Origin of the sequence: Acinetobacter pragensis (genome assembly GCF_001605895.1) — a bacterium.
Taxonomy (GTDB): domain Bacteria; phylum Pseudomonadota; class Gammaproteobacteria; order Pseudomonadales; family Moraxellaceae; genus Acinetobacter; species Acinetobacter pragensis.
The window spans coordinates 17,994-43,990 of record NZ_LUAW01000017.1 but is presented as its reverse complement, the minus strand read 5'-3'; the positions used below and the strand labels follow the sequence as shown (position 1 = coordinate 43,990).

The 25,997-nt window shown below is 47.4% G+C and carries 25 protein-coding genes; 10 read left to right on the top strand and 15 right to left on the bottom strand.

Features of this window, described 5'->3' with window-relative positions; genetic code table 11:
• The first annotated feature begins 117 nt into the window (after window positions 1-117).
• Window positions 118-1,029 carry an alpha/beta hydrolase gene (locus AZH43_RS07695; RefSeq protein WP_067668374.1) on the top strand — a complete coding sequence of 304 codons (912 nt, stop codon included), beginning with the start codon at window positions 118-120 and terminating at the stop codon, window positions 1,027-1,029.
• 127 nt (window positions 1,030-1,156) lie between these two features.
• Here AZH43_RS07695 and AZH43_RS07690 read toward each other — a convergent pair whose 3' ends face one another.
• Complete coding sequence (locus AZH43_RS07690; protein ID WP_067668372.1) at window positions 1,157-1,723, bottom strand: FMN-dependent NADH-azoreductase; 567 nt, start codon at window positions 1,721-1,723, stop codon at window positions 1,157-1,159.
• A 253-nt stretch (window positions 1,724-1,976) separates the two neighbouring features.
• Here AZH43_RS07690 and AZH43_RS07685 point away from each other — a divergent pair, with 253 nt between their 5' ends.
• Window positions 1,977-3,164 (top strand): GGDEF domain-containing protein, encoded by a 1,188-nt coding sequence (locus AZH43_RS07685; protein ID WP_067668370.1) that lies wholly within the window; start codon window positions 1,977-1,979, stop codon window positions 3,162-3,164.
• A 9-nt stretch (window positions 3,165-3,173) separates the two neighbouring features.
• Here AZH43_RS07685 and AZH43_RS07680 read toward each other — a convergent pair whose 3' ends face one another.
• The 5 genes from AZH43_RS07680 to AZH43_RS07660 form a co-directional block, all read right to left on the bottom strand.
• The gene (locus AZH43_RS07680; RefSeq protein ID WP_067668444.1) at window positions 3,174-3,839 is read right to left on the bottom strand and encodes a glutathione S-transferase family protein; all 666 of its coding nucleotides are present in this window, start codon (window positions 3,837-3,839) and stop codon (window positions 3,174-3,176) included.
• A 36-nt stretch (window positions 3,840-3,875) separates the two neighbouring features.
• Complete coding sequence (gene dsbD / locus AZH43_RS07675) at window positions 3,876-5,663, bottom strand: protein-disulfide reductase DsbD (RefSeq protein ID WP_067668367.1); 1,788 nt, start codon at window positions 5,661-5,663, stop codon at window positions 3,876-3,878.
• 42 nt (window positions 5,664-5,705) lie between these two features.
• The gene (locus AZH43_RS07670) at window positions 5,706-6,479 is read right to left on the bottom strand and encodes a transporter (protein ID WP_067668365.1); all 774 of its coding nucleotides are present in this window, start codon (window positions 6,477-6,479) and stop codon (window positions 5,706-5,708) included.
• A gap of 23 nt (window positions 6,480-6,502) precedes the next feature.
• Entirely contained in the window at window positions 6,503-7,045 is a 543-nt protein-coding gene (locus AZH43_RS07665; RefSeq protein ID WP_067668363.1) for an ankyrin repeat domain-containing protein, read from the bottom strand.
• 191 nt (window positions 7,046-7,236) lie between these two features.
• A complete protein-coding gene (locus tag AZH43_RS07660; protein ID WP_067668361.1) occupies window positions 7,237-7,596 on the bottom strand; it encodes an HPF/RaiA family ribosome-associated protein in 360 nt (119 codons plus the stop codon).
• Between the two features lie 486 nt (window positions 7,597-8,082).
• On the opposite strand from AZH43_RS07660, the gene AZH43_RS07655 reads away from it, so the two are divergent.
• On the top strand, window positions 8,083-8,820 hold the full coding sequence (locus AZH43_RS07655) for an outer membrane protein OmpK (protein ID WP_067668359.1): 738 nt from the start codon (window positions 8,083-8,085) through the stop codon (window positions 8,818-8,820).
• A 47-nt stretch (window positions 8,821-8,867) separates the two neighbouring features.
• Window positions 8,868-9,416 carry a GNAT family N-acetyltransferase gene (locus AZH43_RS07650; protein ID WP_067668357.1) on the top strand — a complete coding sequence of 183 codons (549 nt, stop codon included), beginning with the start codon at window positions 8,868-8,870 and terminating at the stop codon, window positions 9,414-9,416.
• Here the strand turns inward: AZH43_RS07650 and AZH43_RS07645 are convergent.
• The 3 genes from AZH43_RS07645 to AZH43_RS07635 all read right to left on the bottom strand — a co-directional run bounded on the left by AZH43_RS07645 (window position 9,408) and on the right by AZH43_RS07635 (window position 12,936).
• Entirely contained in the window at window positions 9,408-9,899 is a 492-nt protein-coding gene (locus AZH43_RS07645) for a DUF1877 family protein (protein ID WP_067668355.1), read from the bottom strand. The genes AZH43_RS07650 and AZH43_RS07645 overlap by 9 nt on opposite strands.
• A 265-nt stretch (window positions 9,900-10,164) precedes the next feature.
• Complete coding sequence (gene parE, locus AZH43_RS07640; protein ID WP_067668353.1) at window positions 10,165-12,045, bottom strand: DNA topoisomerase IV subunit B; 1,881 nt, start codon at window positions 12,043-12,045, stop codon at window positions 10,165-10,167.
• Between the two features lie 264 nt (window positions 12,046-12,309).
• Window positions 12,310-12,936, bottom strand: a complete 627-nt coding sequence (locus tag AZH43_RS07635; protein WP_067668442.1) for a YqiA/YcfP family alpha/beta fold hydrolase — start codon at window positions 12,934-12,936, stop codon at window positions 12,310-12,312.
• A 241-nt stretch (window positions 12,937-13,177) separates the two neighbouring features.
• Here AZH43_RS07635 and AZH43_RS07630 point away from each other — a divergent pair, with 241 nt between their 5' ends.
• Window positions 13,178-14,509, top strand: a complete 1,332-nt coding sequence (locus AZH43_RS07630) for a PGAP1-like alpha/beta domain-containing protein (RefSeq protein ID WP_067668351.1) — start codon at window positions 13,178-13,180, stop codon at window positions 14,507-14,509.
• 83 nt (window positions 14,510-14,592) lie between these two features.
• Here the strand turns inward: AZH43_RS07630 and AZH43_RS07625 are convergent, their stop codons facing one another.
• Both AZH43_RS07625 and gshA read right to left on the bottom strand, forming a co-directional pair.
• Complete coding sequence (locus AZH43_RS07625) at window positions 14,593-15,120, bottom strand: disulfide bond formation protein B (protein ID WP_067668349.1); 528 nt, start codon at window positions 15,118-15,120, stop codon at window positions 14,593-14,595.
• A gap of 18 nt (window positions 15,121-15,138) precedes the next feature.
• The gene (gene gshA / locus AZH43_RS07620; protein WP_067668347.1) at window positions 15,139-16,716 is read right to left on the bottom strand and encodes a glutamate--cysteine ligase; all 1,578 of its coding nucleotides are present in this window, start codon (window positions 16,714-16,716) and stop codon (window positions 15,139-15,141) included.
• Between the two features lie 207 nt (window positions 16,717-16,923).
• On the opposite strand from gshA, the gene AZH43_RS07615 reads away from it, so the two are divergent.
• The 3 genes from AZH43_RS07615 to AZH43_RS07605 are packed head-to-tail and all read left to right on the top strand — an operon-like array spanning window position 16,924 to window position 19,405.
• Entirely contained in the window at window positions 16,924-17,463 is a 540-nt protein-coding gene (locus AZH43_RS07615) for a DUF924 family protein (protein WP_067668345.1), read from the top strand.
• A 51-nt stretch (window positions 17,464-17,514) separates the two neighbouring features.
• Window positions 17,515-18,075: a CC0125/CC1285 family lipoprotein gene (locus AZH43_RS07610; protein WP_067668343.1), complete on the top strand. Its 561-nt coding sequence runs from the start codon at window positions 17,515-17,517 to the stop codon at window positions 18,073-18,075.
• Between the two features lie 22 nt (window positions 18,076-18,097).
• Window positions 18,098-19,405 (top strand): DUF445 domain-containing protein, encoded by a 1,308-nt coding sequence (locus AZH43_RS07605; RefSeq protein WP_067668342.1) that lies wholly within the window; start codon window positions 18,098-18,100, stop codon window positions 19,403-19,405.
• Window positions 19,406-19,637: 232 nt separating this feature from the next.
• Here the strand turns inward: AZH43_RS07605 and AZH43_RS07600 are convergent, their stop codons facing one another.
• Window positions 19,638-19,925 carry a DUF2798 domain-containing protein gene (locus AZH43_RS07600; RefSeq protein WP_067668339.1) on the bottom strand — a complete coding sequence of 96 codons (288 nt, stop codon included), beginning with the start codon at window positions 19,923-19,925 and terminating at the stop codon, window positions 19,638-19,640.
• A 177-nt stretch (window positions 19,926-20,102) separates the two neighbouring features.
• Between AZH43_RS07600 and argS the strand changes: the two genes are divergently transcribed.
• Both argS and AZH43_RS07590 read left to right on the top strand, forming a co-directional pair.
• Window positions 20,103-21,908, top strand: a complete 1,806-nt coding sequence (argS, locus tag AZH43_RS07595) for an arginine--tRNA ligase (RefSeq protein ID WP_067668440.1) — start codon at window positions 20,103-20,105, stop codon at window positions 21,906-21,908.
• 143 nt (window positions 21,909-22,051) lie between these two features.
• Window positions 22,052-22,651 (top strand): SPOR domain-containing protein, encoded by a 600-nt coding sequence (locus tag AZH43_RS07590; protein WP_067668337.1) that lies wholly within the window; start codon window positions 22,052-22,054, stop codon window positions 22,649-22,651.
• 186 nt (window positions 22,652-22,837) lie between these two features.
• On the opposite strand, the gene asd is transcribed toward AZH43_RS07590, so the two are convergent.
• The 3 genes from asd to pncB form a co-directional block, all read right to left on the bottom strand.
• Window positions 22,838-23,689 carry an archaetidylserine decarboxylase gene (gene asd / locus AZH43_RS07585; RefSeq protein WP_067668335.1) on the bottom strand — a complete coding sequence of 284 codons (852 nt, stop codon included), beginning with the start codon at window positions 23,687-23,689 and terminating at the stop codon, window positions 22,838-22,840.
• Entirely contained in the window at window positions 23,686-24,534 is an 849-nt protein-coding gene (locus tag AZH43_RS07580; RefSeq protein ID WP_067668333.1) for a sulfurtransferase, read from the bottom strand. Before AZH43_RS07580 ends, asd begins: the two co-directional genes overlap by 4 nt.
• Window positions 24,535-24,682: 148 nt before the next feature.
• The gene (gene pncB, locus AZH43_RS07575) at window positions 24,683-25,891 is read right to left on the bottom strand and encodes a nicotinate phosphoribosyltransferase (RefSeq protein ID WP_067668331.1); all 1,209 of its coding nucleotides are present in this window, start codon (window positions 25,889-25,891) and stop codon (window positions 24,683-24,685) included.
• Window positions 25,892-25,997: the final 106 nt, after the last annotated feature.

Here is a 25,997-nt window from a genome sequence, read left to right as displayed (position 1 = left end):
TATTAAAAACTCACAACAAATTTGCAATTTTTGAATGTGACCATTTAGTGTAACCTTGTAACTTGTGTTGGTAAATAAGCAAACTCAGGCCAAAAAAGATAAAAAGATGGAAACAGCATGAAGATCTCTCCACTGACGAAACAATTATTTACAGAACGTTTTCTGAAAGCGGCAATCCGCGCGCCCAGCCAGTTCAACCTGCCGCCCGGCACGCTGCGTTTTGCACTGGAACAGCTCTGCCGCATGATTCCGCAAAATTCCGATATTCAGGTGCGTCCGCTGCGCCTTGCAGGCCTGCGTGCGGAAGAGCTGAAACCGCAAAATGCGTCCACGCAGCTGATTTTCCATATTCACGGCGGTGCATTTTTTCTCGGCTCAATGAACACCCACCGCGCATTCTTGACGCAAGTGGCCGCGCGCACACAAATGCAGGTGCTGCATTTGGATTATCCGCTGTCACCCGAATATCAATATCCAGAAGGGCTGGATGCGCTGTTTGATGTTTACTGCCAGCTGCTGGACCAAGGCATACAGGCCAAAGATATCATTTTGTCAGGCGATTCCTGCGGCGCTAATTTAGCCTTGGCGCTGGCGCTGCGGATTCAAAAAGAACAGCTCCCGCAAGTCAGTGGGCTGATTTTAATGTCACCCTTTTTAGATTTGACCTTAAGCAGCGAATCACTGCGCTTTAACCAAAAGCATGATGCCCTGCTGAGTATTGAAGCGCTTGAAGCAGGCATCGATTATTATGTGCCAAAATCTGTAGACCGGGCAGATCCCTTTGTTTCTCCGTTTTTTGCCGATTTAGCCGGATTGCCGCCCATTCATATTCAAGTCGGCTCGAAGGAAATTCTGCTGGATGATGCGCAGCGCTTTAAAGACAAGGCGGATGAGGCCGGTGTAGATGTTGAATTTAAAATCTATACGGGGATGTGGCACAATTTTCAAATGTTCAGCGCATGGTTTGAAGAAGGCCAGCGCGCTTTGGCGGATCTGTCTGATTTTGCCCACCGCCTAGACCGGGACTGAGCCGCTATGGGCAAGGCAACAGTTTGTGCCGCATCATCTGAGAATCCAAGTATAAAAAAAGGTCAGCCGAAGCTGACCATAAAAAGCTGAATCCATTGAAGGGAGAGGCTTCAGCCGAGGAAATATTCTAAATTGCTTGAATTTTAGACATTGCATCCGCCATGGCTTTGTCTTTCAGCTCAGCGCCCATATTGACGCCTTCTGCACGGATAATTTCAACATCATTCACGCCAGTAAAGCCAAATACGGTTTTCAGCATGCCTTCCTGAAAATCGACAGGGCTGTTTTCACCGTAAACACCGCCGCGGCTGCTGGCGATATAGGCTTTTTTACCGCCCGCTAGGCCAACAGGGCCATTTTCAGTATATTTAAAGGTTTTGCCTGCCACACTGATACGGTCAATCCAAGCTTTTAAAGCAGAAGATAAGCCGAAGTTATACATGGCTGCGCCAACAACCACGACATCGGCATCCAGATACTGCTGAATAATCTGCTCACCCAAAGCGGCCTGTTCTGCATCTTTGCCCATCAAAATTTCAGCGGTCAAATGCGGAATCGGCTGCTGCGCCAAATCCAAATAATCCACTTGCGCATCCGCATGCTTGTCTTTCAGCTGCGCAACAATGGCTTGGCTAAGCTGGCGGGATACTGAAGCGTCACCCATGATGCTGGAATCGATATGCAGAACTTTCATGATCAAACCCGTTTCTATAATTTATGAATTGAGGCTAGTCTACAAAAAATTCAGGAATGAAATAATCCTCTGCATTAATACACACTGTTTCATATTCAGAACAATTTGGGCATTTTGCCTTTCCGGTCTAAGTCTTGATTGAAAAATAGCCATTACCAAATGTTTTAAAGCATGCTATTTTAGATTTTAAAACAGCCTATCTACATAAACTTTAAGAAAAAAATATAATTATGATAAAGGTGAATATAAACGCATGAAGATAGTTCCTCCAAAAGGCGAAGCCGTCTCTGAGCAAAAAATTCTGAAATATATGCTCGAAGATGAAGTCGTCATGAACTGGAATATCCTCAAAAAATGCGCACTCATGCTTTTTTTAGGGGCGGCCGTTCATCTGACCTGGATCATCTGGAAGTCCTTTGTATTGCTGACCCCTAGCGTTTGGCAATGGGTCAATGTCCCTTCAGTTCAATCTCAGCTCATATTGAACAGCATTTTTTTCGTGCTGCTGCTTCTGCTGATCTGGCCCTGCTTTGCTTGGCAGCATAAACGCTGGGTCAAACTGGCGCTGCCCTATTTATCGGTCGGGCTGTTTGTGATTTCGCTTTGCCGTGACGGCTATCTGGTAGGTGTACTCAGCCCCGCCACCATGATTTCCTACGTCAGCTTAGTTACAGTGGGCCTAGTGCTGCTTCCGCGCGTGATCGTATACAGCGCATTTATCCCGGCCACCTTATATTTAATTGGCAGCGCTTATCTCAGCTATACAGGCAATTTAAGCTATGGCCCGCTATTTCAAATCAACGGCCCCTATTACAGCAATCATTTTTGGCTGCTGTCGATGCTGTTTTTTATCACGCCAATCTTATGCACTTGCCTCGCCCTGTTTGAAATTCTGCTGAGCCAATGGCGCCACCGCGAGCGCTTAATTCAGCAGCTGAGTCAAATGGACCCGCTGACCAATTTATTCAACCGCCGCAGCATCAATCAGTGCCTCGACCGATTAAGTGATCCCGACCAAGAAGACTATGCGCTGGTGCTGCTGGATCTGGATCACTTCAAACATATCAATGATCAGTTCGGGCATCATAAGGGCGATGAAGCCTTAGTGAAAGTCAGCGAAATTCTTAGCCAGCTGGTGCGCGGCACTGATGTAGTTGGACGGTTCGGCGGTGAAGAATTTATTTTAATTTTGCATCAATCCAGTTTAGAACAGGCGCAGCAGGTTGCAGAGCGCTGCCGTTCAGCGATTGAGCAGGTTGAACTGTTTGCCGATGAAGGACAGCGCATTCACATTACCGCCAGTTTCGGCATTGCCGTTTCTGAAACTGAATTCCGGCCGCAGCAGTTGCTCAGTCAGGCTGACAAAGCCCTGTATCAAGCCAAAGCCAACGGCCGAAATTCAGTTGAAATCTATTTTTCAGCTTCAGAACCAGCGCGATAAGGCTCCCGGTCAGGGATTGGCTTCCAAATACGCGACCCGCATCGGTTCAGCCACAGCCTCTTGCATCCATTGCTGCACGGCTGGATGCGCTATCATCAGCGCCATATAGCGCTGTGCAGAATCACTGACCGGCAGTCCATACGTATTCAAACGCATGACGACTGGCGCATAAAAGGCATCTGCAATTGAAAATTCTCCGCACAGAAAGCCATCTAAGCGTGGACGCGCCGTCCAAATTTGCTCAATGCGCGCCATATCCTTGCGCAGGCTTTCATCCTCTGCCCATAATTTTGCGCCCAATGCCTTTAAATCGGCATGAATATTCATACCGCATTGGCTGCGCAAGCTCATGAAACCGCTATGCATTTCTGCCGAAATACAGCGCGCCCGAACCCGCAGCGCCAAATCGGCAGGCCACAGCGCATGCTGCGGAAATTTCTCCGCCAAATATTCACAAATGGCCAGCGAATCCCAGACCATCTGCTCTTGATCCAGCAAAATAGGAACCTTGCCATTCGGATTGACCGCCAGCACTTTTTGTTTGAACTCGCCCGCATAGGGTTCATCCGAAAAGACGATCATGACTTCATCAAAAGGCAGATTGAAGGCCTTCAGCACCAGCCAAGGGCGCATGGACCAGCTGGAATAATTTTTATTTGCGATTAACAGCTGCATCGCCATACTCCTGATTAGCTAAGACAGCGGCAAGAGTCAAAACCGGCTCAGCTGCTGCAGCAATTCTTCTTCTGTAAAAGCGCCAGTCAGGCGCAGCCCGCGGACTTCCTGATGCTGCTCATTTAAAAATAAATAAGTTGGCGGGCCTAAAATATCCCACTGATTCAGCAAAACCTGATGCGCCTCATCATAATGACTCAAATCCAGCTTGATTAAATAATAAGGCGCCAAAGCCTGCTGCACTCGCGCGGACTTTAAAATACGGTGTTCTATGGGCTGGCAAGCCACACACCAGTCGGCATAGACATCAATAATCGCCTTTTGGCCTGCCGGAATTTGACTCAGCATCTGCTGAAACTCAGCCGCGGTCTTCGCCTGATGCCAAAGCGCCTGCGCAGATGCCTGCTCAGCAAAAAAACGCTGGCTTTGCTGATACTGGCTGTACGCCATATATGGTACGGCCAGCCCCAGAGCCAGAATATACAGCCATTTCAGCGGCGCACTGCGCCGGAAAATACACCGGAGAAGATAGCCGACAAAACTGAGTTCCAGCGCCAAAGACAGCCATTGCATCCAGGCTTCACTGATCAGCGGGCGGACAAAATACAGCGCCAGCCCCAGCATAATAAAGGCGAACAGCACCTTGATCTGGTTCATCCACATGCCTGCCTTAGGCAAAACGCGCGAACCCAGCACACTGGCCAGCAACAGCGGCGTCCCCATGCCAAAACCCAAAGTAAACAGCAGCAGTGCGCCCTGCCACTGGCTTTGGGTTTGTGAAATAAACAGCAGCGCGCCAGCCAGCGGCGCCGTCATGCATGGCCCCACCAGCAAGGCTGAAATCATGCCCATAATGCCGGCGCCGACCAGACTGCCGCCTTTTTGCATCGACTGCACATGATCCAAGCGCTGCACCAGCGCACGCGGCAATTTAATTTCAAACAGCCCGAATAAATTCAGCGCAAAAACCACAAACAGCAGGCTAAAAGCAATTAATGTAGACGGCTGCTGCAGCCAGCGCTGAAAATTCAAGCCCGCAGATGATGCTATCAGCCCCAAAACCGCATAGACCATAGCCATACTGCAGACAAAGGTCAGTGCAATCATCCACGCTTTTAAGCCTTTGCTGTCACGGACAATCAGTGAGGTCAAAATCGGCAGCATCGGCAAAGAGCAGGGCGTGAACGCCAAGAGCATTCCTAAACCGAAGAACAGCAGCAAACCATATGCCAATGAGCTTTCCGCTAACTTTTCTGACCACATTTGATCTTGGGCTGCTGCTCCTGAATCATCAGCGGCAGCCCTATTTTCCTGCGCTGCCGCGGGGGCCTCAGAAACAGGCAATGCGCTGTTTTGCGCATTACTGCTGCTGGCTAAATCCAGCAGCTGACGGCTCTTGCCCTGATTTTGCAGGCTGACTAAGCCATTGGCATCGGTTTGAAAGTCGATGCTTTGCGGCGGATAGCAAACGCGGTCTTTTGCACAGCCTTGCCATGTCACATGATACTGCTGTGAGGCTTGAGTCGGAATATGCAGCTGCAGCTGCTGATAATAGACCTGCACTTGACCAAAATTATCGTCATGCAGGCTTTCAGCAGGCGGTAAATTCAGCGCCAGCGGCTGGGTGCCCTGCTGTACAGTAATTTTGTGCTGATAAAGATAATAATTGGGCGGAATGCTCCAGCTCAGCTCAGCCTGCTGCTCAGAGCTGGAAATTACCGTCAATGGAAAAGCTTTCTCAGGAGAAAGCAGTGCCGGTTCCGCCTGCAGGCCTGCGCTGCAAACCAGCACGGCAAAAGCTGCGCCATAAGCCAATTTATTCATGCAAATAGACTCATCCTGAGATTATCTAAAACCTGTACCGCCTTAAAATAGGTATGCAACACCTAATCCAGACCGGTAGCTTTTATTTTTGCCGTTCAAGTCGACGCCCACACTGGCATCCAGCTGCATCCGGTCATTGACCGCATACATTAAACCGGTGCCCAACGCATATTCCTGATCTTCGCTTTCAGCTTTGCGGAATACGAATTCAGAATAGCCGGATAATTTCCCAGCAATTTGATATTCAATCGTTGGAATAGCGGAAACCGCCCAGTCGCTGTTTTGAACTTCATAACGCATCGTAATCGAAGTATTCAGCAATTCACTGTATTGATAGGAAACTGCCGAGCTCAGGCTGTAAATATCATCATCATTGCTGAAGCCTTCATTGCCGGTAGCCAAAATGGCTTCAGCTAAAATGGCCATAGACAGCTGTTCATCGTCCAAATCAATGGCTTTTTTCAGGCCAATGCTGACATCGCCCAAACCATCGTTTTCTACACTGCGTCCGCCAGTTTTAGTTTTAAACCATGCAGGGCCCTGCCAGCCCAATTGCAGTTCTAAATCTTTGGCCAAGCCTGTGCGCAGCAGCATGTCACCGTTCAAAGTCATATTTTTTGACTTTTGTCCGGCGGCATCGGTACTTTCCTGATAAGCCGCGCTAGGCAGCCCTTGTTCCCATGCCAGCTTGCCCACCGGCGTGATGCCTGTGCCAAAACCTGTACCCGGACGGTCAAACGAAAAATCTGCAGCCAGACTGCATGTACTGACGACTGTCAGCGCGGAAATTGCAAATATTTTGATTGTTGTATTCATCGTCGTCATGAAAGTCCCGTTAATTATGCCAATTCTTTGGTCATTTTGGCGCCATGGCTGCGCAGCAATTCTAAAGTCTGTTTTTCTTCATCCAGTGATTCAGACCAGTTAATCTCATCGAAATCGCAGTCGAAAAATAAATCGCTGATGGATGACAGAATCGTTAAGCCGTCGCTGTCTTTGCTGTTCGTGTTCACCTGTTCTTCCAGCAGGCGTTTTACAGCAGGCACGCACGCAGCGCTGGCAGCATCCCATAATGGGCCATATAGCTCCTCTGCATCCCATAAATGCAAATTCACTTTAGCTGAAATCAGCGCGTCTAAAATATCCATATGCACAGCCAGACGTTCCTGCTTCTGAGTTTCAGACAATGGCGCGCCCGCTTCATACGCTTCGCAAATTTCTTCCCACCATTTGAATAAGCCGTCAGACCAGACAGAAATCGCAGGGCCTTTATCAAAGTCGATAAAATTCGGATTCAAGCCTTCCGCTAATAGCTGCTTAACCTGTGTCAGGTTCTGCTCTTCTAAAGCTTGCACAAAAACTTGCTGCTGGGCTGTTAACATGGGAAAGCTCACTTCAAATGATTAATGGCGATAGAATAATGACTATTATGCCGAATAAAGCGCCTTTTGTTTTGACTTAATGTAAAACAAGCTGAATTTTCTTTAAATAGGCACAGCGGCTTACAATTCTTCAACGCATAAAAAAAGCCCCGCAGGGCTCTTTTTTAAGTTCTTCTAAAAAACAAATCCTGTTAAGCCTCTTCGTCATCTGCATCAGCAAACGCCGGCTGAGTTGCACGCGGATTTTCTTTTTTCTCAAAGACATGCTCTAAACTTCGTTTTAAACGCTCAATTGCGCCATGAATAGCAGTGTCCACATTATGGCCTTTATGGTTCACAACTACTGGCTTCAGACCAGCTGGACGCGCTTCGATCATGCATTTAATGTCGTCGCTGCCGCCCTTGTCCCCATTTTCGTCACTTAAATGCACCGAAAAGTGAGTAATTCGTTCACTATGGCGCTGAAATTCCTGATTCAGTTCTGCACGAACGTATTCGATTAAACGCTCATTATTTTGGATGTTTTTATCTGTACGGATTTCTATGTTCATAATATCATCCTCAACTTTCTGGATTATCTATAAAATTTTGTGCAAAACTTTCTTATCTTGGCACACTCACACTCGCTGTTTTAATACAGCCAGAACATCTTCAATTCAGTTTGGAACGGCGTCCTCCACATTGAATGATGAACACTTTTATAGTCTGCAGAACTGTGTCCTTATACTTCGAATATCGGGCCTAAGTGAAAAATTTGCAAGTGCTATTTTATGTTTTTTTGAAATCCTTATAAGGCTTATGGCTTTCCTTTGGCTGCACGCCATTTGGTGCAGGATTTGCACCGCTTCTCTGCTAAAAGCTGTGCAGCTGAGAATTCAATTAATTTAAGAAAAAGTTAAAAAATAAACATTTACCTATATCAAGCATTCAAAATTAAAAAATTAAAATTGAACTTTTTAGACCTCCAGTCATTTTTGGCTTTATTTTTGCTAAAGAATCTGTATGCTTTCAATGCTTCTCGGGGGAGATATTTTTTAATGAAACTTACACAATTCGCAACTGCATGTGCACTGGCTTCAGCTGCTGCGCTCACTCAGGCTTCGCCAATCGTATGGCAAGACTTCAGCTTAACTGGCCTGTACGGCGACAACTATGAAGTCGGAACCGAAGACCGCACCACAGTAACTGCAGAATATGCGGCTAAACTTAAATACTCCGATGTATTTTTCTTCGTTGACCAGCAAGTGGACGGCAATGACGATCATTCTACATATTTAGAATTATCGCCGCGTTTAAGTTTAGGTGAAGTCTCTGGAAAAAAACTTTCTGCAGGCCCAATTAAGGATGTATTAATTGCAACCACTTGGGAACACAATGCCGGGTACCGGACAAATCAGGAATTCAATAACTTCTTGTACGGTGTAGGTTTTGACCTTGATATTCCGTATACACAGTATGCCAGCGTAAACTTCTACCGCGCAGACAACGATGTGCAAAAAGATGACTACCAAATGACCATCACATACGGTGTGCCATTTAAACTAGGCTCTGAAGATTTCTTAGTCGACGGCTTCCTGGACTGGTCTACTGCGGAAAAAGGTGATCATGCCAGTGAATTGAACTGGACGACTCAATGGAAATGGAATGTGGGCAAGCATATTTCTCCAAAAACCCGATTATATCTTGGTGTGGAACACTCAGTTTGGAACAACAAGTACGGGATTTCAGGCGTAGACCAAAATGATGTCAGCGCTTTAGTGAAATACCACTTCTAAATTCCATCCGGAATTCAAAAAGCAAGGTTTTCAGCCTTGCTTTTTTTATGCCTGAGCTATCTAATCCTATTATTTTTCATCTGACTGCGATTATGCCTTTCACAATCCGCACCGCAACAGAACAGGATCTGCCCCATATCTTGGCAATTTACAATCCTGAAGTCCTGCAAGGGTTTGCAACCTGGAATGATCAGGCTTTCAGCCTTGAATCTTTTCAGCGCAAACTGCAGGAGTTCAAACAAAACCATTGGCCTTTTTTTGTGATTGAAGATCTGGAAACATGCAAAATTGCAGGCTATGCCGACTACGCGCCTTTTCGCAATTTTTCAGGTTATCGCCATACCGTTGAGCATTCACTGTATATTTCACCGGATTACGCGCGGCAAGGCTTAGGCAAGCACCTGCTGCAGCATTTGATTGACGCGGCCAAACAGCAGGGCAAGCATGTCATGGTGGCAGGCATTGACCACGGCAATACGGCGTCAATTGCACTGCATCAGCAATTTGGCTTTGTGCAAACAGGCTATATGCCGCAAGTCGGTAAAAAGTTTGGCGAATGGCGCGATCTCGTGCTCATGCAGCTGATTTTAAATTAATTTTTCTGGCCTAATTTTGCTCTGTATAACGCTTAATACCGCAAAATTCTGTCTGGCCGCAGTCCGGTACAAATCTTGCAGCTGCACATAAATCAGCTTCAGCTCCGCGAGCCGGATTTCCTGCGCCAAGGCTTCTGGCGCCGTATGCACAATATCAAACTGATAGCGCTTTTTAAGCTCATCAACACTCAAACTGCGCAGCTGCTGCTGTATTTCAGCCGTCCGCACCACTGTGTTGTAGCGCACCGCTTCCGGATGATCAATCCGTTCAGACAGCGGATGCTCGGCCTGAATCACATATTGCAGCGCATGTTCAGCAGTCTGCTCTTCGGGATTCAAGGCGCGGTTTACTGTATCCCAAGTATCGCCTAAATAAAGTGACTGCTGGATAAATGGCGACTCAAGCACAGCCTGTGAATTACCAGCCTCTAGAATCAAAGTTTCTAAGTCATTCGGATGAATTAAATATAAGCTTGCTTCCATGGTTTATCTTCTTGTCATGATCTTCACTTCAGATTAACGCGATTCAATCAAAAATATGCTGAGAAATTGTATATATACGCAACTCAATCCGCACAGAAACGCTCCGTTTCATGTAAATAATCCATTCTTTTCCCGCGGGACAATGAATCCGGCCTGCAATTAGCAGGCGCTGTCAATTCCGTACTTAGACAAAGCCGTTCCTCGGCAAGCCCGCAAAAAAAAAGCCGCAATCAATGCAGCTTTTTTTTGACACAATGTTCCTAATTTAAACCGTTAATTCGGCTAAATTCCCTTTCTGCTCCAGCCAATGCTTACGGTCGCCGGAACGTTTTTTTGCCAGCAGTTTATCCAGCAAGCCCGCGGTAAAATGCACATCATCCAAATCCAGCTGAACCAAACGGCGCGTATTCGGGTCTAACGTGGTTTCGCGCAATTGACTGGCGTTCATTTCACCTAAGCCTTTAAAGCGGGTAATTTGCGGATTTTTGGTTTTGCATTTTTTCAAAATGCCTTCGAGTTCATTATCGTCCAAGGCATAATGCACATCTTTATTGTCATCAATCCGATACAGCGGCGGCATGGCCACAAATAAATGCCCTTCTTCGACCAAGGCAGGAAAATGCTTGACGAATAACGCGCACAGTAGCGTTGCGATATGCAGGCCATCCGAATCGGCATCGGCCAAAATACAGATTTTGCCATAGCGCAATTCAGACAAATCATCACTGCCCGGATCAACACCGATCGCAATCGCAATATTATGCACTTCCTGCGAAGTCAGCACTTCATCCGAAGAGACCTCCCAAGTATTGAGGATTTTCCCGCGGATCGGCATGATGGCCTGAAAATTCTTGTCCCGCGCCTGCTTGGCCGAACCGCCAGCAGAGTCGCCTTCCACAATAAATAATTCAGATTCTTCCAGTGTATGCCCAACGCAATCTGACAATTTACCGGGTAAAGTCGGGCCAGCCACAATTTTTTTACGTTCAACTTTTTTAGCCGCTTTTAGGCGCCGCCCTGCTTTCGCGATGGCCATTTCAGCCAGCTGCATGGCAATATCTGAATTTTGATTCAGCCATAGGGCAAAAGCGTCTTTGGCAATATTCAGCACCACGCCTGAAGCTTCACGGCTCGATAAGCGCTCTTTGGTTTGACCGGAGAACTGCGGTTCTTGAAATTTCAGTGACAGAATATAATTCACGCCGTCCCACACATCTTCTGCGGACAGCTTCATATTGCGGGGCAGCAGATTGCGCAGTTCACAGAATTCACGGATGGCATCGGTGACGCCTGAACGCAAGCCATTGACATGCGTGCCGCCTTGCGCGGTTGGAATCAAATTGACATAGCTTTCTTGAACCTGATCACCGCCTTCGACATTCCAGCAAATGGCAAACTCAGCACTGGCGCGGTCAGCATCTCCGACAGCGACAAAAGCAGGCATCGGCAGAATTTCACGGTCCTGCAGCTCATCCATCAAATAGTCAACAAGGCCATTTTCAAACTGCCATTCAATCTTTTCATTATTGATTTCATCAATATAAATGATCTGCAGGCCTGCCGCTAAAACGGCTTTGGCTTTTAAGTTGTGCTTTAATGCTTTTAATGCAAATTTAGGTGAATCAAAATATTTGGTTTCAGGCCAAAAATGCACAGAGGTCCCTGTGGCGCGTTTGGCGCATTTGCCTTCCAGCACTTCCAATGGCCCAACAGGTTCACCCTGTTCAAAGGCCATTTTGTAAAGATTGCCCTGACGCTGCACTTCCACTTCTACACGCGTCGACAGCGCATTGACCACAGAAATGCCGACCCCATGCAAACCGCCGGAAAACTGATAGTTGTCTGTGCTGAATTTACCGCCTGCATGCAGTTTGGTTAGAATAATTTCAATACCGCTTTGGCCATATTCAGGGTGAATATCAACCGGCATGCCGCGGCCGTTATCTTCTACCGCCAGCGAACCGTCTTTGTAAACGGTGACCGTAATTTTATTTGCATGGCCGGCAAGCGCCTCATCCACAGCGTTATCAATCACTTCCTGCGCCAAATGGTTTGGACGGGTGGTATCGGTATACATGCCCGGCCGGCGGCGGACCGGGTCTAAGCCAGATAATACTTCAAGTGATTGAGCCGTATATTGCGTCACGTTGCAAAATTCCCTGCATAATTGGTTAAAATATTAATCTCAAGCGCTACAGTATATTCTTTTTAGCAAAAAAGCATATCCATCGATTTTCTGGCGCGGTGTCTTTGGCTATTTGGCCTGCTTTTACCGGATTTAAGCGTCAATTTATGACGCAACCATTGAATCAGCCGCCTTCTTTTGCTCTTTTTTACGGGATTTAGCCGCATTTGAACAGAGCAAGCGCCATTTATTTTTGCTGTCAAAAGCGGCCTGATACCAAGCGGCTCACATTTTCTGTTTTTTAACCGCGACCACCTGATCGGAAAGAAATTGCAGAATCATTGGAATTTTAGCTGAAAAATCATCCATGCCGTGATTTCCGCCAGTTTCACAAATGGTGACTGCATTGCTTTCAGGCTGGCTGAAAAATGTCAGGGCTTCAGCATAATCCAGCACCTCATCGCCTTGCTGCAGCAGCGCTAACACTGCTGCTGATGAGCAGGCTGCGGCGACACCTAGATTTTCCAAATCCTTTAATTGCCCCTCATCCAGCGACCATTGCGCTGTTACCGAATACGGCAGCTGCTGAGCTGAAAACAGTGTGCTGAACAGTGCCCACGGCCGCATTGCCGGATTGATCAGCACTGCAGGAAGATCATGTTTCACCGCCAGCTGCAGCGCATAGAACCCGCCCAGACTGCTGCCGACAAGTGCAGTATTCTCAGCGCCCAAGCGGTCAATCAGGGCCGTCATCCGCTGCATTACCGCTAACGGCGGCTGATTCAAATCCGGCAGATGCACCTGAATGCCGCGCCTTTTAGGCTCTGCCGATTCCAGACAATAACGCTGCAGCATTTGACCTTTAATGGATAAATTACTGCTTTGAAAGCCATGTAAATAAATAAGATTCATGCCATAGTCCTTGTTCATCGCCAAACGGAAGAAACCGCTGAATAATGCGATATATGTCACATTTTGTTAAAATATACGCAATCTCAAGAATTGTCAGACAAAAAAAATACAACCACGCTGCAAATCTCTGTATTTTAAAATTAATTCGAGATGAATGACAAAATAGCAACAAGAAAAGGCCTTCCCTGTCTCAGCAGCAATCACCGCATATCTGGGCAGGGCAAAAATAGGATAGCAGCCAATGCCTAGTTTAACGCCACTGCACGAAACTTATTGTAAATGGGACCGTACTCCGCCCAGTCAGGCAGATGTATTAGAAGGTCTGGCACAGCTGGTCACTATGCGTTTCAGTGATGTCGTGCATGACCTGATTCAAAATATTCAGCGTGAACTGCTGATAAGCATTTTTGGCATGAGCGAACAAAAATCTAAAAAATTCCATAAAATTCCATATGTTGAAAAAATATACCAACTGACCTATGAAACTTTTTTCAATTACGGCAACTACTTGCTGGCGCCCGGGCTGCGCAGCATCATTGAAAAATTTCCGCGCCTGCATGACAAGCCCCTGACCCCTTACCTGCATTTTTTAGTGGGCGCACTGAATGGCGTGCTAGGCGATTATTTATTGAAATATCACAACCCGATGGCCTTGCCCATGGTCGTTTATGACCACTATGGCGCCGTGCAGAAAGGTGAACTCACAGGCCGCATCACTCTGCTGGTGCACGGCTTATGCATGAATCATTTAGACTGGTCCACCCGAAAATACGGCGGCATTGGCGAAAAACTGCTGGCGCAGCGCGACCATAACACCATGCTGTACCTGAACTACAATACTGGGCGCCGCATCTCCGCCAATGGGCGCAGTTTATCCAACACGCTGGAAGATATCGTTCGGCGCAATCCAGGAATTACCAGCATTGACCTGATTGGCCACAGCATGGGCGGATTGGTTTCACGCAGCGCTTTATTTTACGGCAAACAGAATATGTACGGCTGGGTTCATCGGGTTGAAAACTTAGTCTGCTTGGGCTCACCGCACCATGGCGCAGTGCTGGAACGCATCGGCTTTGCGCTGCAAAAGCATTTGCGCCGCATTCCGCTGGGTAAAATTGTGGGCCATATTGCCAATATCCGCAGCAACGGCATTTTAGACCTGCGCTACGGCAGCGTGCGCGATGATGACTGGGAACATAATCAAGTCAGGATTGGCTTAATGGATGACAACCGCAAGCCGGCGCCCATTCCATCGCATATCAACACCTATCTGGTTGCAGGCACCATTGAATTTGAAAACCGGAAAAACCGCACCCTGCAAGTCATTGGCGACTATTTGGTCAGTGTTAAAAGCGCTTTAGGCGAACACCCGAACCCGCGCTATCAGCTGAAAGTGCCTGATGCACATAAAGCGATTTTTTACGGTTTGAATCATTTTGAACTTCAGCACCATCCGCAGGTTGCAGAACAAATTGTGCATTGGTTTTACCCCAATGCCGATGATCTCAAGTGCAATGAGATTCATGAATACCTGATGGATTTAAAACATTTTGAAGGCATTGCCCTGACTTAAACTCATTCATCAAGCCTTATTAAAAAAGCCCTCTATTACAGAGGGCTTTTTTAATTTTTTGATTTGAGCATTTCAGCTCAAAATCAGTATTTATCTCTTAGGCGCTTCACGGGCGCAGTTTGATATTTACGGAAGAGCTGACACAGGCTGATCAGCGCCAGCACACAGAAAAACGCCAGCGACCATACCGGTAAAGATTGCCCCAAGAAAGTCCAATCGACTCTGGCGCATTCACCAGAACCGGTCAGCACTTGCTGGAACACCGATTTTAATGGCAACGTATCCAGCCAATAGTCCAGACCAGGGCCGCAGCTCGGCACTTCATCCGGCGGCAGGCTTTGCAGCCAGACATGGCGGGCCGCCACACCGGCAGACCACAGAATAGCCAGCGTGCCTAAAAAAGCATAAAAGCGCTTAAAGCCGTTGGAAACAGGATTATGCAGAAACGCGATCAGCGACATTAAGCCCAGCCCAATAAGACCGATCCGCTGAAACACGCATAGCGGACATGGCTCCAAGCCCTGACCATGTTCTAAATACAGCGCAAAAGCCATGCCGATGACACTGGCCAAAAACAAAAAACCACTCACGAAGCGATAACTCCATTGCATGGCATATCCTCTTAATTTTTATCTAAAATGGGTTAAATACTGTTCAAAACTGATGGCGGTATCCTGCTCCAGTTCGTGCAGGCGCTGCAAGGAGGCTTGCGCCGCCTCTGCAAAATAATGCTGCGTTTCGGTGCTCAGCGGATGCTGTTCATACGCTTCTGCATGCTGCTGCGCCATAAAGCTGCCAAAACTCCAGGTGCCGCCCTGCGCCAAAGTATCTTCAATCATTTTGGCAGAAAGGGTTTCATCCACATCGTCCACACGCAATTGCATGACGTCCAGCGCATCGCGGTACAAATGTGTCTCATATGCGCTGTCCAGTAAAGCGGCCAATGGCTGCATTTCTGTTAAATAGCGGCGGCACCATTCTTCAATTGGATAGCTTTGGCCATTTTCATTAATCGATGCATTCGGCGCGCGGCCGCGGTTCACCACTTCAGCTTGATTCTGCTCAATGATTTCCTGTTCATCGTCCAGCAAATCCGGACTGTCCTGCAGCAGGCAGTACAAGGCCAGCACTTCAAGGAAGCCTGCAGCCTGCTCATCAATGCCGATCGGGCTGTAAGGATTCACATCCACAGCGCGCAGTTCAACATAGCCGACCCCGCGTTTCTGCAATGCTTCAGACGGTGTCTCTCCGTCCAGCGGCACCTGCTTAGGCCGCACCAGACTGTAATATTCATTTTCAATCTGCAGCACATGGTCATTGATTTGAATCGGCTCACCCAGCGCGTCATTTAAACCCAAACGGCTGAATGGCGCGTACGGCGTGTGCACCGCTTTTTGCAGCCCGTCTAAATAGCCGCTGAGATTATTGTAATGAATGCCCAGCTGCTTTTGCGCAGAGTTCTGATAGCCAAAACGGCCCATGCGCAGCGCAGTCGCATAAGGCAAATACAGCGTACCTTTCAGCAAAGGCAGCAAATGATGCTCACGGCCAGTCATAAAGCATTTGCATACGGAGGGGCTGGCGCCAAGCACAAACATCACCAAAGGCGTCAAGCGGATAAAATTGCGGATCAGGCCAAAATAGCGGTGGCTGCAGTAGTCCTGCAGGCTGAGCGTTTTCAGCCCTTCATCTGTCTCCGCTGCTTGCAGCGCTGCAAAAAAATGATCTGGAAAAGATAAATTATAATGCACGCCGGAAATTGTCTGCATGCGCCGCCCGTAACGCACCCCCAAGCCATGGCGGTACAGGGTTTTAAACCGGCCAATATTCGATGTGCCGTACTGCGCCAAGCGGATGCTTTCTTCCTGATCATCCAGCATGCACGGCATAGACAGCGGCCACAGTTTCTCATCATCTTTCAAATGGCCGTGCACCACGGCATGAATATCTTTTAAATAGTCTAAAGCCTTGCCGATACTGTCTTTTGGCGGGGTAATAAATTCCATTAAAGCTTCTGAATAATCCGTCGTGATGTACGGATGCGTCAATGCCGAACCCAGCGTCTCCGGATGATCGGCCTGAGACAGAAAACCGCTGCTCTGCATACGCAGGCTCTCACGCTCTATGCCGCGCAGCATGCCGTTTAAATGCGTAGAATCCACCCAAGCCGGTAAAATATCTTGAGAGGTCGATTCGGGCTGACTCATTGCAATCTCGCTTAATGGAAGAACTACTAAAATAAAATCATTTATTTATGCAGTATAACGTGATTTATCTGCTGCACATTATACCCTGCATATTTTTCAGGCAATCTACGATTTTATTTTTGCAATTTTTTATCACAAAGTTGCACTATATGACATTCAAAATTTGTGATCTTATTGAAGAATAAATGCTAACAGCACGTAAAATATATGAATTATCAAGATATTTTAGACTTTTGGTTTGCGCCTGAAAACCAGAAAAACTGGTTTTCAAAAAGTGACGCCTTTGACCAAACCCTTGAAAAACGCTTTAAAAGCACGCTTCTCAGCGCCCAGAAATCTGAACTTTGGAACTGGCGCAGCAGTGCCGAAGGCCGTTTAGCCGAAATTATTGTACTGGATCAGTTTTCGCGCAACCTATACCGCGAATCGCCCTTAGCTTTTGCACAGGATGCGCTGGCGCTGGCTTTAGCGCAGGAAGCGGTCAGTCAGGGCCTTGATCAGCAGCTGCGGCCAGATCAGCGCTCATTTTTATATATGCCGTTCATGCACAGTGAATCTCCCCTGATTCATCAATATGCGTTAAAATTATTCGAAGATCTCGGCAATCCAATGAATTTGGATTTTGAAAAAAAACATAAAGTCATTATTGACCGTTTTGGGCGCTATCCGCACCGCAATGCTGTATTAGGCCGGGTGTCCACAGCAGAAGAAGCAGAATTTTTAACGCAGCCCGATTCCAGTTTCTAAATCAGCAGGCTGCCTCTCTCCCATTCAGCCACCATTTTTAGGAGGTTAAGCATGAAAAATATTGTATTGGCTGCCGCCCTTGGCGCCAGCTTAACTCTTGCCGGCTGTGCCACCACTCCATCCAAACCGCTAACGTTTGATCAGCTTGGGCAATTCAGCACAACACCGCTGAATGCACAGACTTTCCGCATCAGCTTCAAAGCCAGCCCCAATATGAGCTACGGCACAGCGGAAGAAATCACCTTGGTCAAAGCGGCGCAAGCCACTGTGCAGCAAGGCTTTCAGTTTTTTAAAGTTTTAGATGATCCAAGCAACCGCACGCAGCAGCCGCCAAGACAGGCTGTGGTTTACCCAACCCCATCGCCTTATCCATATGGCTATTACCGCCGCTATCCCGGCTTCTGGCCTGACCCGTTCTATGATATGCCGCGTGTTGTGACTTTAGACCCGACGCAAGTGGCCTATACCATTGAATGTTTTAAAAATGAAAAAACAGCGCCCAAGGACGCTTTTGATGCCCGCCTGATTCTGCAGTCGCTGGGGCCTAAATACGGCCTGAGCAGCACGGGTGAAATCTTGCCGCCCGCCCCTGCGCCGGCACAGTCTAAATAGGAGCGCCTAACCCGCAATGCACATGGATCAAGAGCAGACCGCAGTGTCGCCGAATCTGCAGCGCAGCAAACGCTTTGCCACTATTGCCTTAATGATGGCGGTACTGGCTTGGCTTGCGCTGATGGTGGCCGCTAAGCTGCTGCCGGAATATGTCTGGCTGATTCATATTCTAATGCTGTCTGCGGAGGCGGGCGTCGTCGGGGGATTAGCAGACTGGTACGCCATTACCGTGCTGTTCCGCAACCCATTCGGGAAAATGCCGATTCCGAAATTCCTGCGTGACCACACCGAAATTATTCCGCGCAATAAAGCCCGAATTGCAGAATCGATGGGCCGTTTTGTGCAGGAAAATTTTCTCTCGCCTCAGGTCGTGGAACGTAGCCTGCAGGATATTGATTTATCGCTGGCGGTCGGAAAATGGCTGGCCAATCCGCACAATAACAAGCAAGTCACTGATGTCATTCAGCAAACTGTACCCAAAATTTTTGAATTTGTCGGACAGGAGCAAATTGGGCGCTTTATTCAAAGCAACAGCGTGCAATGGGTTAAAAACACGCAGGTGAATCATTTGGCCAGCGAAATGCTGCGGGCTGTGCTGGAAAATGATTTTCATCAGGATGTGCTGCAGCGCGGACTGGATTTGGCGCACGAATGGATGACGCATCATCCTGAACAGGCGCGTGACTTGACCCGCCAGCTGTTTAAAGAACTGGGGGTTTGGAAACTGGCCAAAGGCGCCAGCTGGATCGGCATTGATGTGCAGCAGCGCACCATTGACTCGATGATTGAGCGTGTTGAGTCCATGCTGGCAGACCCTGAACACCCATGGCGCATCCAGATAGAAACAGCTGGGCAAAACCTGATGCTGGAGCTGGCGGACAGCCGGAGTACGGCCAGCATGCGCCTGAACCAAACCAAGGATGCCCTGCTGGACAGCCCGCAAGTGCTGAATTTTATCAGCGGCGCGGTGGTGATTTTATGCGACGCCATTAAAGCTGATTTGCAAAAACCGGATTCCGGCGTCGCGCAAAACTTGCGGGTCGCAATCCAGCAAGTCGGAGAAAATATTGTCTCCAATGTTGCCGTGCGCCAATTGCTGAATGAAAAGCTCAGTGATGTCGCCATCAACCTGTCCGATCAATACAGTGAAAAAGTCATCCGCTTTATCAGTCAGCGCATTCATGAATGGGATTCTAGTGTAATGATTGACAAGATTGAAAATGAAGTCGGCGGCGACTTGCACATGATCCGCGTCAATGGCGTGGTGGTTGGCGCATTTATCGGCCTGATTCTGGGGATTATCCGCGCCTTTGTTGAAAATGTGCTTTAAAACAGCACAGCTTTATGCCTGCACAACGCCATCAAACCCGCGTCAGCGACGGCATAAGGTACTGGCTTAAAGCGCTGCACCCATCAAAACGATAAAAATCAATGCCTGTTCAAATCAGCCGCATCAAAAATAATGGCACCTGACATGCGATGCATTTCAAAACAATCCAGCAGCATGACTGAATAAAGCCTATCAGCTGCTGGAAATTTTAATCGCAGCAGCTCTGCAACATTTATTTAGGCGGCCGCATATCCACCAGCAGGCCGGCAAATTTGCGTACAAACGGCAGCAAGGTCACGACAATCGGAAATGCAATAGCCCAGGAAACCATCCAGCTGTGCAGCCACAGCGAAATAAAGCCGTCAAACCAGCCCAAATTGCGCAGCATGTTCACAAAAGAGATAATGCCGCTCATTAGGCAAGACAGAATAAATGGCACCACAATGCCGGCCCAGCGCGCAGGAAGTTTGGGAATTTTCCCCATAATTTTGGGGCTTTCAGGAGGTATCTGTTGAGTCATGTCTGCCGGGTCTGAAACACTGGTTTATTCAGTATGCATATATATCGTTTCAATTCGATATAAACAATCTTTTATTTTTCATCGAATATTATTTATTCACAGCAAATGGGTTCACCTAAAGGGTCTGAAATTTGCTATATTTGCTGTTTTTCTGCGACATTTATTCTTCGACTGATTATGAATACGGCAATACAAGCAGCTCTCGACCATGCAGTTCAATCCCTTCAAGCGGAAGGCGTACTCCCATCTGACTGGAAAAACACCAGCACTTTGACGCGTACCAAAGACCGAAGCCATGGTGACTTTGCTTCAAATATTGCCATGATTGGGTCTAAGGCTGCCGGTATGAAACCGCGTGATTTAGCGGAAAAAATTCTTGCCACTCTGCCTGAAGTTGCAGACATCAGCAAAGCGGAAATTGCAGGCCCCGGCTTTATCAACTTTTTCTTAAACGCTAACCAGCGTTTTGCTGTGCTGGAACAGATTCAAGCGCAAAAAGATCAGTTTGGCCGTACTCAAGCCAATGCAGGCAAGCGCGTTCAAGTTGAATTCGTATCGGCCAACCCCACTTCAAGCCTGCATGTCGGCCACGGCCGCGGCGCAGCTTACGGCATGACAGTTGCTAACCTTCTGGAAGCGACTGGCGCAAAAGTTGACCGTGAATACTATGTCAACGATGCTGGCCGTCAAATGGACATTTTGGCTACATCCACATACCTGCGCTATTTGGAATTAACCGGTCAAGAATTGGTGTTCCCGAAAAATGCCTACCAAGGCGACTATGTAAAAGAAATCGCACAAAGCATTATTGATCAAGACGGCGATGCATACGTGCGTCCAGTGGCGGATATCTACAAAGATGTGCCTGACGATATTCAGTACGCTGCAGAATTAGATGCAGAAGGCAATAAAGTCGTACTGTCAGGCGATAAAGAAAAACACATTGACGGTTTAATTTATAATTCGCACAACCACTTGGGCGCAGGCTACCGTGTGTTCCATCAAGCGGCGCTGAAAGCCATTCTTGATGACATTAAAGATGACCTTGGCGAATTCGGTGTGACGTTTAACCAATGGTTCAGCGAAGCTGAGCTGACCGAAAAAATTGAAGAAGCGTTGCAGACGTTAGATCAGCGCGGCTTCCTGTATGAAAAAGACGGCAACATCTGGTTTAAATCCACAGAATTTGGCGATGAAAAAGACCGTGTGGTAAAACGCCGTAACGGACAAACCACTTATTTCGCTTCTGATATTGCTTACCACCTGAACAAATTGCAGCGCGGCTACACTGATATCGTCGATATCTGGGGTTCAGACCACCACGGCTATATTGCCCGCGTAAAAGCGGCCATTGATGCCATGGGCTATGACTCTAAAAAGCTGACTGTGCTTTTGGTGCAGTTCGTCAGCCTATGGCGCGGCGGCGAAATGGTGCAAATGTCATCCCGTTCAGGGCAGTTCGTGACCTTGCGTGACTTGCGTAAAGAAGTCGGCAACGATGCTGCGCGCTTCTATTATGTTATGCGCAAGTCTGAACAGCACATTGATTTTGACTTGGACTTGGCTGTGTCGCAAAGCAAAGACAATGCTGTGTACTATATTCAATATGCGCATGCACGCGTCAACCGCATGGTTGATATTCGCGCGCCTGAAAAAAACATAGCATTTGACCGCAGCCAAATGGCCAGCTATGACGTGTCTCTGCTCGTATCAGAAACTGAAACTGAAATTTTGGCAAAACTGGCCGCGTATCCTGAAATTGTTACACGCGCAGCCAATAACTATGAGCCGCATCAAATTGGCAATTACTTGAAAGAACTGGCTGCCTCTTTCCATGGCTGGTATGCTCAGGAAGATGTCAAAATTTTAGATGAGCAAAATACCGCGTTATCTCAAGCTCGGCTCGTGCTTTCAGTAAACGTACAGCAAGTGATTCGCAATGGTTTAGAATTGCTGGGTGTTTCTGCACCAGAATCAATGTAATCCAGTTTTGATACAAGCTGAAAATGAAGTGTTCTTTTGCAAAACAGGTCTGTTGATCTGTTTTGTAAAACATGGTGATTTTTACGATTGAGTTGAAAAGACCATGCCCTTGGCGGCATTTATTAGAATAATGAGGTTCCCACGTGTTTGGAAAAACGCAGCGCGGTGTATCAGAACGGCCAAATAAGCCGAAAAAGCCTTTAATTCCTGCATGGCTGGGAACTTTGGCAATTATATTGATCATTCTAAGTTTTGTTGTAGCGCTCATGCTCTGGAAACCTTGGGAACCAGTGAAACCTAAAAATCAGGTTACGTCCGAACATGCGCCGGAAGAGACCAATAAAGACTACCGTTTTTATGATCTGCTGCCGCAGCAGCAAGTGACACCTATTCCAGAACAAGCCATTCCTGAAGCGAAAAACGAAGGAACCGTGGTGATTGTGGAAGCGCCAAAAGAAGAGCCTGCTGAAAACACAGGTGAACCGGGCTTGCAAGCCAGCGCGCCGGCTCATATCTCCAACTACATCCTGCAAGTGCGCAGCTATGATGATCCGGATCAGGCTGATGCGCGCCGTGCGGAAATCATTCTGAATGGCTTATCTGCAGATGTGGTGCAGACCACTGAAAATGGAAAAGTATGGTACCGGGTGGTTTCAGGCCCATATGACTCACAAGAAGCGGCGGTCATCGCACAGCAGACGCTGCAGCACAGCGGTATCGACTCGATTGTGGTGAAACGCTAACGCTGTATTCTTCATAAAAAAAAGCGCCTGATGGCGCTTTTTTTATATCCATGGTTCTCCCCCCTTTGCTAAAGGGGGATTTTCTGGCAGATTATCTTCTCTTTGGGAAGCTAAACAGCAGTTGCCAGAACATCAGCGAAAGAAAAAGAACCTCATCCTAGCTCTCTCCTAAAAGGAAAGAGAAATTTAGATGGTATGTCCCAAAGCCTTGCCCATCACCACGGCCGAATTGGCTTTAAATTCAGCATCCCACTGCATTTTATTCTCTTCAAATAACACCACAGCAGTCGAGCCCAAATAGAAACGGCCTAATTCTGCGCCTTTTTCCAAAAATAAATTGTGCTGATTCAATTCTAAACGGCCTGTCGGCTTCACTTTGCCTGTCGCAACAGTTTCAATGCCTGCCACAATCATTGCACCGACGAGAACTACGGCCATACGCCCCAGTTCAGTATCAAATAAGCACACCATGCGTTCATTGCGCGCAAATAAGCCCGGAATATTCTCTGCTGTGGTCTGATTGACAGAAAATAATTCGCCTGGAACATACAGGGTCTCAGTCAAGGTACCCGCAAACGGCATATGCACGCGGTGATAGTCTTTCGGCGAAAGATATACAGTGGCAAATTGGCCATTCTTAAACGGCTGCGCCAGCTGAGGATCTGCAATCAGTTTCTCCACTGAAAAGCTTTGCCCTTTGGCTTGGAAAATGTCGCCGGCTTCAATTTTGCCTAACTGAGAAATTGCGCCATCGGCTGGAGAGACTATGCTGCTTGCATCTGTATCAATTTCACGCACGCCATCTTTTAAAGAACGGGTAAAAAATTCATTAAATGATTTGAATTTCAAAGCGTTGCTTTGTTCCGCAATGGACATATCAATGCCGTATTGCGCTTTAAAAGCGCTGATCACCGCATTTTTCAGCAGCGGGTTTTCACTGGCCGCCACTTTGCCTACCACTCGGGACAGCTTATGCTGCGGCACAACACGCTGGGCTTGAATGAAAATTTGTTTTTTTAATCGTGATTTGATGCTCAAGACGGCAACTCTCCGGTTATGACAGGACTATCGAGGCGATTGCCCCATTCACTCCACGCACCATCATAAGCTTGAATATTCCAGCCCAGCAGCCGCCCTAAAATATAGGCAAGCCCTGAGCGGTGGTGTGACTGACAGTAGACCACCACGGGTTCATTGATATTGAATCCCAGTTGTTCTAAGCGCTGTTGCGTGCGTTCTAAGGGATGCAATTTTAAATGATTTTGCCGGTTTAGGGCAGTACTCCATTCAAAATGAAGCGCTCCGGGAACGTGACCGCCGCGTCGCGCAGCCAAACGCAGGCCTGTATATTCATCTTCTGTGCGGCAATCCCAGACTTGCACTGCGTTTTGACGCACCTTTTCCAGAAGCTGATCATAATTTATATGATGCAGAGGCTGATGCGCTAAATTTACCTGCAGCAGGTTTTCGACCGGCTGCAGCGTGTCCACTTCGGAAGATGTCGGCAGCCCCGCTCCCAGCCATGCATGAATGCCGCCATTCAGCAAACTGACCTTTTCAAATCCCAAGCAATGCAAGTTCCAAATCAGCCGCCCTGCCCAAGCGCCGCCTTCATCGTCATACACCACCACATGATGTTCAGGGCTGATATTCAAATGACGGATCAGCTTTTCCAAACCCTCCTGATCGGGCAGCAGGCCGGTCGCCTGCTCTTCCTGACGCACCAACAGGCCGGGCTTAAGATGAACGGCATGCGGAATATGCAGCTGTTCATATACAGAACTGCGGCATAAATCGATGATTCTTAATTTTTCATGTCCCAAATAAGGAACCAAGTCTTCTGCCTCTATCAGCAAATCTAAATTCAATGCAGCATCAGTCATCGTTATTCGATTATTTATCCATCCACTTGCCATCGATCTTAACATAACTGTATTTCACGGCTATTCTGAAATTTTGCATTCCTTTAGCAAAATCATAGATATTAAAAAAGCTGAACACAGGTTCAGCTTTTTTATAAGCTTTGGCAATTTACGCCTGCTCTTCCTGAATCGCGAAGACCTGACGCAAATAAGCCAAAAAGGTATCGTTATCGGTCATGGTTTTTCCTGGGCTGTCAGAAATTTTAGCGACAGACTGGCCGTTGCATTCCACCAGTTTCAGCACAATGTTCAACGGGGTCTGCCCCATATCATTGGTCAAGTTGGTGCCAATGCCGAAGCTGACCTGAAAACGGTCTTTGAAATAATTATGCAGATCCCAGGCTTTTTCTAAATTCAAGCCGTCACTGAAAGTCAGCATTTTCGTTTTGCTGTCAATTTTCAGTTTTTTATAATGCGCATAGGCTTTATCGCCCCATTCATAAGGATTGCCGCTGTCATGCCGCAGGCCATCAAACAGTTTGGCAAAATACAGGTCAAAATCGCACAGGAAAGCATCCATCCCGACAACATCCGTCAATGCAATGCCCAGATCGCCCCGGTATTCCTGCACCCAAGTTTCCAGCGCCGCTTTTTGAAAATTGCGCAACCGCACATCCAGCGCCTGAAAGGCTTGTAGAAATTCATGCGCCATGGTGCCGATCGGCGTAATGTTCAAATCTTTCGCAATCAAAACATTGCTGGTGCCGCGGAAAATATAAGGCGAGGCCTGATTAAACTCTTCAATCACATGCTTTTGCCACTCAAAACTGTAGCGGCGTCGCGTTCCGAAATCGGAAACTAAAAAAGGCGGATCATTGGGGTTCTGTTCCGCTTCATATTTTTTCAGCAGCGCAATTTTAGCCAAAAGGCGGCGCTCACCTTCAGCCAGCACATCATCTGTACGGATCCGGCGGAAATACAGTTCATTGACAATCGCCAGCACAAAAATTTCAAACATCATGGCCTGCACCATGGGGCCTTCCACCCAGATGTCCAAACGCCCCTCGCTGTCTATGCCTGCTTTAATAAAGCGGCGCTTCAGCTGGAAAAGTTCCAGATAATCGACAAAGTCGCTTTTAATAAAACGCAGGCTGCGCAAATACAGCAATTCATCTTCTTTGAATTTTAATTGGCACAGATGGTCGAGCTGTTCATTCAAATCCGCCAGAATATCCGTCAGCGGATAAACCGTGTCTTCTAAATTGCGGCAACGGAAATGATAAACACTGTAGGTTTGCGGAAATTTATGCAGCACCACCTGAAGCATGGTGAATTTGTATAAGTCAGTATCAAGCAAGGATTGAATGATTGGAGCCATATCTATGTGAATTTCGCTGTGCTTTTGGCATTAAAGCATATTTTCCAATATGATATTGCTAGTTTTACGTACAGCCGGCCGAATTCTAGACCAAAGTTTCAGTTAG